Consider the following 7,835-nt stretch of genomic DNA (forward strand, 5'->3'; position numbering starts at 1 on the left):
AGCAGGCGTTCCAACGGGGCCTGACAGCCCTCACGCAGTGGATCGAACGGGAAGGCACCGACCGGCCCGTCCCCCGCGGCCACGCCGAGCCGATCACCATCGACGGCGAGACCGAGCCGGTGACCGTGACGGTGAAGCTGGGGGTGTGGATCTCCAACACCAAGGCCCGCCGCGACAAACTCGATGCCGGACAGCGAAAGGCGCTGCTGGAGCTCGGGATCAAGTGGGCGCGGTAGCGGGGGCAGCCCGCTAGACCCGGGCGAGGCACCGTGCGGCGCGCCCCACTCCGTGAAGCGTACATGTCGCGTACGAATGGCGTGCGGGAGGCGTGTAGCCGCCCCACCCGCCCCTGGGCATCCCGGCGAGCCGGACGGCCCAGGGTGCCGGGAGGGGCAGACGGCCGTCCCGGGTTCAGCCGGTGCGCATCACGTTCTCGGCCTGCGGGCCCTTCTGTCCCTCGGTGAGGTCGAGGCGCTGCTCGTCCGCGGCCAGGAGGATGGTTGGTGGCACTTCGAAGTTGGATGTGTCACCGATGCATGGCGCGACGCGTAGTCCAGCCGCCCGAGAACGGCCCCGCTTGGAGCGGGGCCGGTGGGTGCTTCGGCGGGGCGGGGTGGTCCGCCTCGCGGCTCGGGTTCACCCGTATCCGGACGTAGCCTGTCCCGATGGGACTCGACATCACCGTGCTCATGGTCGACTGGGAGCACCTGGCGCGGATACCGGCGGACGACAGGGTGAACGTACTGGGCGATGCCGCCTGCCCCGACTTCTGCTGCGAAGCGTGCGAGGACGCCGACTACGCCGTGACGGGCGGCTGGGTGTGGCAGCGGCAGGTGTCCTGGTGCGCCGAGTACCGGTTCCACGGAACCACCGGTTCCTACGGCTGGCACCCCCGATTGGGCAATGCCTGGGAGGACGTCCGGACCTCGGTGGCACCCGAACTACGAGACGCCCTGGACCACTTCCTGCGCGGCCTGTTCTGGGACGACCCGGACGACCTCACGAGGACGGACCCCACGGCCGCCGCGGAGGAGGAACGGCCCGCCGCGCTCGGTTTCCCCGACGACCCCGCTCCGTGGCGCCCCCAGGTGCTCCTGCTCAGCGCCCCCGACGAGGTGTCGGAGCTGGTCCGCTCCTGGCAGATGGCCGCGCCCCGGCTGGAGGAACTGCGCGGGCCCTTCGAAGCCGAGGCCGCCGGCTGGGCGGGCCGGCCCGCCGGCTTCGACGCCGCCGCGGCGCTGTTGCGTGAATGGGGCGACGTGGCCACGGAGGCCGGCGCCCGGCGATGGGGCCTGGTCGGTCTCCCCTTCTAGGACTTGTCCGGCCGATCATGTGCGGAGCCAGATGCTGAGGGCTGCGGCGGTGGCGGTGGCGGTGCCCAGGTAGACATAGCCGCGCTTGTCGTAGCGGGTAGCCACCGCCCGGTGCTGCTTGAGCCTGTTGATGGCGCGCTCGACGGTGTTGCGCTTCTTGTACCGCTCTTCGTCAAAACCGGGCGGCCGCCCGCCGCGTGAACCCTTGCGCAGGCGGGCGGCCTGGCTATCGAGCTTCTCCGGGATCGTGTGCCGGATGCCTCGGCGCCGTAGGTAGTTCCGGACGGGCCCGTTGCTGTATGCCTTATCGGCGGCGACGCTGTCGGGCTTCTTACGGGGCCTGCCCTGCCCCGGTTTCGGGATGCGGATCTTCTCCAGGACCGGCTCGAACTGGGTGCAGTCAGCACGCTGACCTGGTGTGACGGTCAGAGACAGCGGACGGCAGCGGCCATCCGCGCTCAGGTGTAGCTTGGTGGTGAACCCGCCCCGCGAGCGGCCCAGGCCCTCACTTCCCGCACCACCTCCACCAGGCGGGCGTGCAGGCTCTGCCACGGCGTTTCGTCCTGGTGTTCTGGCCCTTCGGCCCCCTTTGAGCCGGGTGCCGGCGGCGGGTCGGTGCGGGCACCCGCCGCATGCTGATGCGCACGAACGATGGTTGAGTCGACCGAGACGTCCCAGTCGATCTCGCCTGCGGCGTCGGCCGCGGCCTGAACCTGCTGGAGCAGACGCTCCCACGTCCCGTCGGCCGACCACAGCCGGTGCCGTTCGTAGACCGTCTTCCAGGGCCCGAACCGTTCCGGCAGATCACGCCATTGAACACCGGTCCGCACCCGGTGCAGGATCCCGTCGATCACCTGTCGGTGATCCCGCCACCGGCCACAACGCCTGTTGCTGACCGGCAGGAACGGACGCAGACGTTCCCACTCGGCATCACTCAGATCACCCCGCCCCATGCCCGGAACAACGAGCAGCCCAGGTGGGGAGTAGCGGCGTCTACGCTCGGGGAATGGACCGCGGCGATGCACAGGTAGCCGGCCATCACGAGGACCAGGGCGCCGACGGTGAGCAGGCAGAGCGTCAGGAGCAGGTCCGTGGACGGCTGCTGGGGCGGCCGCAGGGGCTGCTGCGGGGTCTGGGGCTGCGGGTCGGTAGCGGTGGACATGAGGTTCCCTCCCGGAAGAGCGGCCGCGGACGATCCGCGGACATGGCGCTACTCACCTCTCCGGGGGTTGCAGTCTGCGCACTCCGGTGAGGGGCAGACAGCACAGTGCGGAACGCGGGGGTTAGCCGCGCAACCCCACCTGTGCGCGGTCGAGTAGTTCGTTCGGTGGTCGGCGGGCCGGCCCGACCGGCAGCCCCTACGTCCTCGCGCGCGGCCGCGCGCGAGGCGGGCCCCCACCAACTGCTTCTGTGTCCTGCGCAGGACACTGCCCTTGTGAACCCTCCACGCGTCCGGAGGCTTCGCCGTGGGGGGCTTCCGGAGCGAGCCCCGCCCCCGTGGCGCCCCTTCCCCCTGGCGTCATGGGGCAGGCCCGCCCGCACGACGGGCTACCGCCCGGGTCCGTACGGCACCCGGACACCCGACGCCCCGGCTCCTCCCCGGCCGGGGCAGGACCGTGTGGCGAACCCCCGGCGCCGGCGCTCAGACCGCCGCCGCCGGGCCACGGATTCGACGGCAGCAGCCCGGCGCATGACGTTGAGGTGGCCGGGCAGTACAGTGCGCGCCGTGGACATACCCGACTGGTACGTCTGGATCGCTCTCGGTCTAGCCGTTCTACAAGCTCTTGGCCTCGTCCCCATCGTCCGCCGACTCCGCGGACCCGACCCGGCGCTGCGCTCCCAGGCGCGTCTCGAACTGCTCGAGACTGCCGCCACGCTGCTCCTCATGAGCGGCCTGTTCCTGAGCCTCACCCACGCGGCAGCCTGGTTCTGGCTCGCTGCCACCGGCTTCGCGCTCCTGACCGCCGGGTACGCCGCGAGGGGCGTCCGCCGCCTCCGCGCCCGCCGCAGCACCACCTCCTGATCCAGTCCCCACGTACCCCTGCGCGCGGTGCCAGGAGGCGGCGGCCTCCACCACCTCCACGGGCCTGATCAGCAGGGTGAAGATGACCGCGGCGCCACCCCCGCGTGCGGCGCGCGGGGCCCGCTCCAACGACCGCGTCGAAGCTCGCCATCCGGCACGGACCCGGCCTTCCAGTGAGGGGCCGCCATGGGCGCAGGCGGCCTGCTCGAAAGCGTCGGCCGCGGCCTGGACGCGGTCGCGGATCAAGGCCGCGGCGTGCGCGGCGGCCACCGCCAAGAGATCACCGAATGTTGCGACGTCGCCCGCGCCTTCGTCCTGGCCCGCGCGGCCCAAGAGCACGGACGCTTCGCGGATCCGGTGTTCGGCCAGCGCCCAGTCCGCCGGGGCGACGACGGGCTCGTAGCGTTCGCGGACGCGGGGCAGGGACAGGTCGTAGGCGAGCGTCGATCCGGCGAACCAGACGGGCCGGGTGCCGCCGTCCGCGCGGTCCCCCGCCAGCGCGACCGCGTACCCGAGCAGCGCGCCGTCATCGTCTCGGCGTTCACGCACGCGCAGCTCAGCGTCGCGAAGCCGGTCGAGGAAGTCGGCGTCGCCGTGGGCGAGCGCGGCCGCGGTACGGACGGTGTGCTGCAGGGCCTCCCGCGCACTCTCGGCGAGGCCGCGGCGGGCGGCCTTCTCCGCCGGTGACCGGCCGCCGGCGCGCGGTCCGATCCAGCGGCGACATCTCGGTGAGGCCCCAGCGGGCCTCGAAGGCGCGGGCGGCGGGAGGTCGAGAACTGCGAGCAGGCCCTGCAGGACAACTGCTTGAAGGAGTCCGTCTCTGTGATCGCCGCCCGGCCCTGCATAGGGTGGTGGTGCCGGTCGCAGGATAGGCGGCCGGGCGTTGAGCCCACCGACTCGCTTCCTGTGGCTGGCGTGCGTCTCACGCGGTGGTTTCCGGGAGCCGGTATTCGTACTTGCGGGGCCGGAGGTCTTCGTCGGCGGGTTCCCAGTCGGTGTAGTGGGAGACGGTTCCTCCGCTGGCCGTGTAGGGGGCGGTGTGGGTGTCGACCCTGATGTCGCTCACGACGTAGAGGTCGACGGTGTTGCCCTTGTCCCGCGCGTGGAGGACTTCGTTGATGGTCAGCTCCACGCTCGTCGCGGCGCCCGTGGTGCCCTTGACCTCGACGTGGCGTTCCTCCGTGCCGCGGGTGCAGCGCAGGTCGTAGGGCTTGCCGAGTCTTTCAATGGTCCAGCCGTCGTTCTCGTAGTGGGTGATGGCCCGTTGCTCGGCGTGCTCCTCGATGGTCTTGCGCTTCTTGGGGTCCGAGATGTAGCCGGCGCCGCGGCGGCGCGCTGGTGGGCAGCCCCGCGTTCATCGCGCGGTGCGTCGAGCGGTACCGCGCATCCGGGTTCGGGGCCCCGGACGAAGGCGAGGTGCGGAGCTGGCGTGCGAGCTGGCCACCCCTCTTCGAGGCCCTGGTGCGGGCCGGGCTGTCGGATCTGCGGGTGTACCTGGAGTACGGGACGCCGGGCGGAGGGCGGCGCCTGGACGCGCTGCTGGTCGGCAGCGCACCAGGCGGCGGGCTCACCCTGGTGGTGGTCGAGCTGAAGCAGTGGCAGACCTGCCGGATCCTGGACGGCGGCCGGGTCATGCGCAGCGACGGGGTGGTGACCACGCATCCCGTCTACCAGGTCGCCGCCTACCGGAGCTTCTTCCGCTACTGGCGGCCCGAAGGGGCGCCCCGCCTGGAGTTGCGTGCCGTTGTGGTGCTGCACGACGCCTCCGCCGAGCAGGGGGCGGCGCTCGGCTCGGCCGCACCGGCGTTCGACGACATTCCCGTCCTGACCGCCGGCGATCTGACCGCGCCGCCCGCCGCGCTGGCCGGCCTGCTGCGCTGCGACGACGTGGGCGCGGTCACTCCCGATCAGGTCGCCGCCTTCGAGGGCATCCGGTGGGCTCCGTCGGCCGGGCTCCTCGACCACGTCGGGGACGTTCTGGCGGGCAAGCCCGCCTTCGCCCTGGTCGGCGACCAGCAGGACGCCTTCAACCGGATCCGTGACAAGGCCGCGCAGAGCCTGAGACACGCGGCCACCCCGCCCGCGGCCGAACCCGGATCCGGCGCAGGGCCGCCCGAGCACGGGGCGATCATCACCGTCCAGGGGGGACCCGGCAGCGGCAAATCAGCGCTGGCCGTACGGCTGCTCAGCCACTTCATGCGCGAGCACCCCGACGCATCCCCCCGCTTCGTCACCCCCTCCGGCACACTGCGCTCCCATCTCCTGGACGCCACCGCCGACCACCCCGGAGCCCGCGAGCTGTTCCCCTCCGCCTCCAGCCTGCGCAGCACCGCCAGCCGGGCACGGGCCATCGTCATCGACGAGGCGCAGCGCATGGCGAGGTCCGGGGGGCGAATGGCGCCCGAACTCGCCGCGGTCCTCGACCGGGTCCCGCTGGTGGTGGTGTTCCTTGACGAGCGCCAGGTCATCCGGCCGAACGAGGGGGTCTCCGTCGCCGAGATCGACGCCTACGCGCGCGCGACGGGACGCCGCCACCACAGCCTGGCCCTCACCGGGTCGTTCCGCTGCCGGGGTTCGAAGGCGTACACCGACTGGGTCGAGGACCTCCTGTACGGGCGTCCCGCCCCATGGACGGGACAGGCCGGCTACGACCTCGGCCTGTGTACGGACCCCTTCGGACTCCAGGAGGGCGTCGAACGGGCCACCGCCGCCGGCGACACCGCACGGATCACCGCCGGGTTCTGCTGGAAGTGGACCCCCACCCGCCAGTCCGCCCGGACCCTGCCCCTGGACATCCGCATCACCAGCACCCCACCCACCGGCGAACCTCGCGTCTGGCAGGCCGCGTGGAACGCCTCCGTAGCCCTCACCACCGCCGACGGCGAACCGCTGGCACCGGCCAGCCAGCTCTGGGCCAGCCACACCGGCGGCCACCAGCAAGTCGGCTGCGTCTACACCGCCCAAGGCCTCGAATACCACCACTCCGCCGTCATCATCGGCCCCGACCTCACCTGGCGCGACAACCGCTGGACCGCCCACCCCGCCGAAAGCCACGACGCCCGCCTCCGCGACCTCGCCCCCGACGAATACCTCCCCCTCGCCCTCAACATCTACCGCGTCCTCCTCACCCGCGGCACCCACACCACCCGCATACACGCCACCGACCCCGAAACCCACCACCACCTCACCAGCCTCATCAACCCCAGCAGCCCACAGCCAGACCACCAGCCGTGAACCCCCGGACCGCCAACCCGCAGGCCTCGAGCCCACCACAGGGCAGAGAGGGCCGCGGGCGCGGCCGGGGCGGAGGGCGGCGTCGTCAGGGAGTGCAGCGTCGCATCCACGAGCCACCCCACCGCGGTGGAGGACAGGCCGTCCTTCCAAGCGGTGTTGTCGCCGAGGCGAGCCAGGTGCGCGGCGAGGGGGCCGGTGCCGCCCTGATCTCGCCGACCGGGCACGACTTTCAAGCCCTGCGGGCTGTGACCACCCGCTCCGGCCGCGTGTCGTTGAGCAGCGTGCGTGCACAGTCGACGAAGTCGTACACATCGGTATGCATCTCGTCATCGAAATGTTCAACCGTCACATCGGCCGCTTCAATCCACGGCTCCCGCAGGAGTTCACCCATCTCCCACGACTCCATGGCCCCCGCCCGGCAGAGTCCCGCAAGCTGTTCGCGGGCACTCTCATAGCACCGGCGCCAGGCCGTGCCACGCTCGCCCAGCGACTGCCCAAAGGACTCGGCCTCACTCGTCAAGCTCCGCGGCAGGTGCGGACCTGCGGGCAGAGACCGGGTTGCCGAGTGGAGGGCTTGGAGCGCGTCCAAAGCACGTTGAGCAGCCACTGATTCCGCACCAGATCTACTCGTCGCCCGGAGACTGCGCCAGGCCGCGTACCGCCTCGTCGAGCCATCGAAATACATCGCGACCATCTCCGCATGCTCAATGATCGGGCTTGCTGCTTGAATGACCGCGATCGGCCCCTCCAGCTTGACGGCACTTTCCGCCCGATGGAGCCGGTCCAACGGCTCCTGCAAGGTGTCAGCAGCGCCCCACCTGCGCCCCTCGATGGCCCGGTCAGCCTCGCGCATGAAGCTATCCGCGGCATCGATCAATCCGACATAGGCAGCCCGCTGAGCCGCTCGGTTCTGCTGGATCAACGTGGCAGCGTACTGGGTAACCGCAGTGGTCTCAGCTGCCCGCCGGGTGGCTTCCGCCTGAGCGTGACTGCCCTTGAGCTGCACACGTGCGGCTATGAGGGTTCCGCCGATACCAAGGGCAACGCCACCCAAGCCCACGATGGCAGTGAACTGTTCCGGTGTCATGCTTTGCATCATGACCTCCGACTCGCCCCCGCTCGCAACAGGAATCGTCTGAGAGGGCGGTTCGTGACTCTTTGAGTGGTTGTGTCGTCGCCTGATGGTGTGGGGTGCGGGCGGAATCCGCTGGTCCGCAGCTGGTGGTCTGTTGGGGTGGCGGGGTGAGTGAACGCAAGCCGTACCC

The 7,835-nt window shown here is 71.2% G+C and carries 9 protein-coding genes; 5 read left to right on the forward strand and 4 right to left on the reverse strand.

Going from position 1 to position 7,835, the window contains the following annotated elements; genetic code table 11:
• Together OTB16_RS38780 and OTB16_RS38785 are read left to right on the forward strand one after the other, a co-directional pair.
• The coding region (locus OTB16_RS38780; protein WP_267727601.1) for a helicase associated domain-containing protein at nucleotides 1-236 on the forward strand (236 nt) is incomplete at its 5' end.
• Between the two features lie 429 nt (nucleotides 237-665).
• On the forward strand, nucleotides 666-1,313 hold the full coding sequence (locus tag OTB16_RS38785) for a hypothetical protein (protein WP_267727603.1): 648 nt from the start codon (nucleotides 666-668) through the stop codon (nucleotides 1,311-1,313).
• Between the two features lie 15 nt (nucleotides 1,314-1,328).
• Here the strand turns inward: OTB16_RS38785 and OTB16_RS38790 are convergent.
• Together OTB16_RS38790 and OTB16_RS38795 are read right to left on the reverse strand one after the other, a co-directional pair.
• Nucleotides 1,329-2,266, reverse strand: a protein-coding gene (locus OTB16_RS38790; protein WP_420717886.1) for an IS5 family transposase whose coding sequence is annotated in 2 segments (ribosomal slippage) — nucleotides 1,329-1,931 and nucleotides 1,934-2,266 — 936 coding nt in all. Because the reading frame shifts where the segments join, the coding sequence is not laid out codon by codon here.
• Nucleotides 2,248-2,475 carry a hypothetical protein gene (locus OTB16_RS38795; protein ID WP_267727605.1) on the reverse strand — a complete coding sequence of 76 codons (228 nt, stop codon included), beginning with the start codon at nucleotides 2,473-2,475 and terminating at the stop codon, nucleotides 2,248-2,250. The genes OTB16_RS38790 and OTB16_RS38795 overlap by 19 nt, the downstream gene beginning before the upstream one ends.
• Before the next feature lie 564 nt (nucleotides 2,476-3,039).
• On the opposite strand from OTB16_RS38795, the gene OTB16_RS38800 reads away from it, so the two are divergent.
• Nucleotides 3,040-3,336, forward strand: coding sequence for a hypothetical protein (locus tag OTB16_RS38800; RefSeq protein WP_267727606.1), 297 nt, complete (start codon nucleotides 3,040-3,042; stop codon nucleotides 3,334-3,336).
• 186 nt (nucleotides 3,337-3,522) lie between these two features.
• A complete protein-coding gene (locus tag OTB16_RS38805; protein ID WP_267727608.1) occupies nucleotides 3,523-4,023 on the forward strand; it encodes a hypothetical protein in 501 nt (166 codons plus the stop codon).
• A gap of 235 nt (nucleotides 4,024-4,258) precedes the next feature.
• On the opposite strand, the gene OTB16_RS38810 is transcribed toward OTB16_RS38805, so the two are convergent.
• The gene (locus OTB16_RS38810) at nucleotides 4,259-4,648 is read right to left on the reverse strand and encodes a protein NO VEIN domain-containing protein (RefSeq protein ID WP_324290945.1); all 390 of its coding nucleotides are present in this window, start codon (nucleotides 4,646-4,648) and stop codon (nucleotides 4,259-4,261) included.
• A 26-nt stretch (nucleotides 4,649-4,674) separates the two neighbouring features.
• Between OTB16_RS38810 and OTB16_RS38815 the strand changes: the two genes are divergently transcribed.
• Nucleotides 4,675-6,570, forward strand: coding sequence for a DNA/RNA helicase domain-containing protein (locus OTB16_RS38815; protein ID WP_267727610.1), 1,896 nt, complete (start codon nucleotides 4,675-4,677; stop codon nucleotides 6,568-6,570).
• A 229-nt stretch (nucleotides 6,571-6,799) separates the two neighbouring features.
• Here OTB16_RS38815 and OTB16_RS38820 read toward each other — a convergent pair whose 3' ends face one another.
• Nucleotides 6,800-7,657 carry a hypothetical protein gene (locus tag OTB16_RS38820; RefSeq protein WP_267727612.1) on the reverse strand — a complete coding sequence of 286 codons (858 nt, stop codon included), beginning with the start codon at nucleotides 7,655-7,657 and terminating at the stop codon, nucleotides 6,800-6,802.
• Nucleotides 7,658-7,835 lie beyond the last annotated feature (178 nt).

Source organism: Streptomyces antarcticus (genome assembly GCF_026627255.1).
Classification (GTDB): Bacteria; Actinomycetota; Actinomycetes; order Streptomycetales; family Streptomycetaceae; genus Streptomyces; species Streptomyces antarcticus.

What these genes read in the sequence shown, in the direction of transcription:
- OTB16_RS38785 (WP_267727603.1), top strand. Translation starts at nt 666, where the DNA reads ATGGGACTCGACATCACCGTGCTCATGGTCGACTGGGAGCACCTGGCG.
- OTB16_RS38795 (WP_267727605.1), bottom strand. Translation starts at nt 2,475, where the DNA reads ATGTCCACCGCTACCGACCCGCAGCCCCAGACCCCGCAGCAGCCCCTG.
- OTB16_RS38805 (WP_267727608.1), top strand. Translation starts at nt 3,523, where the DNA reads ATGGGCGCAGGCGGCCTGCTCGAAAGCGTCGGCCGCGGCCTGGACGCG.
- OTB16_RS38820 (WP_267727612.1), bottom strand. Translation starts at nt 7,657, where the DNA reads ATGACACCGGAACAGTTCACTGCCATCGTGGGCTTGGGTGGCGTTGCC.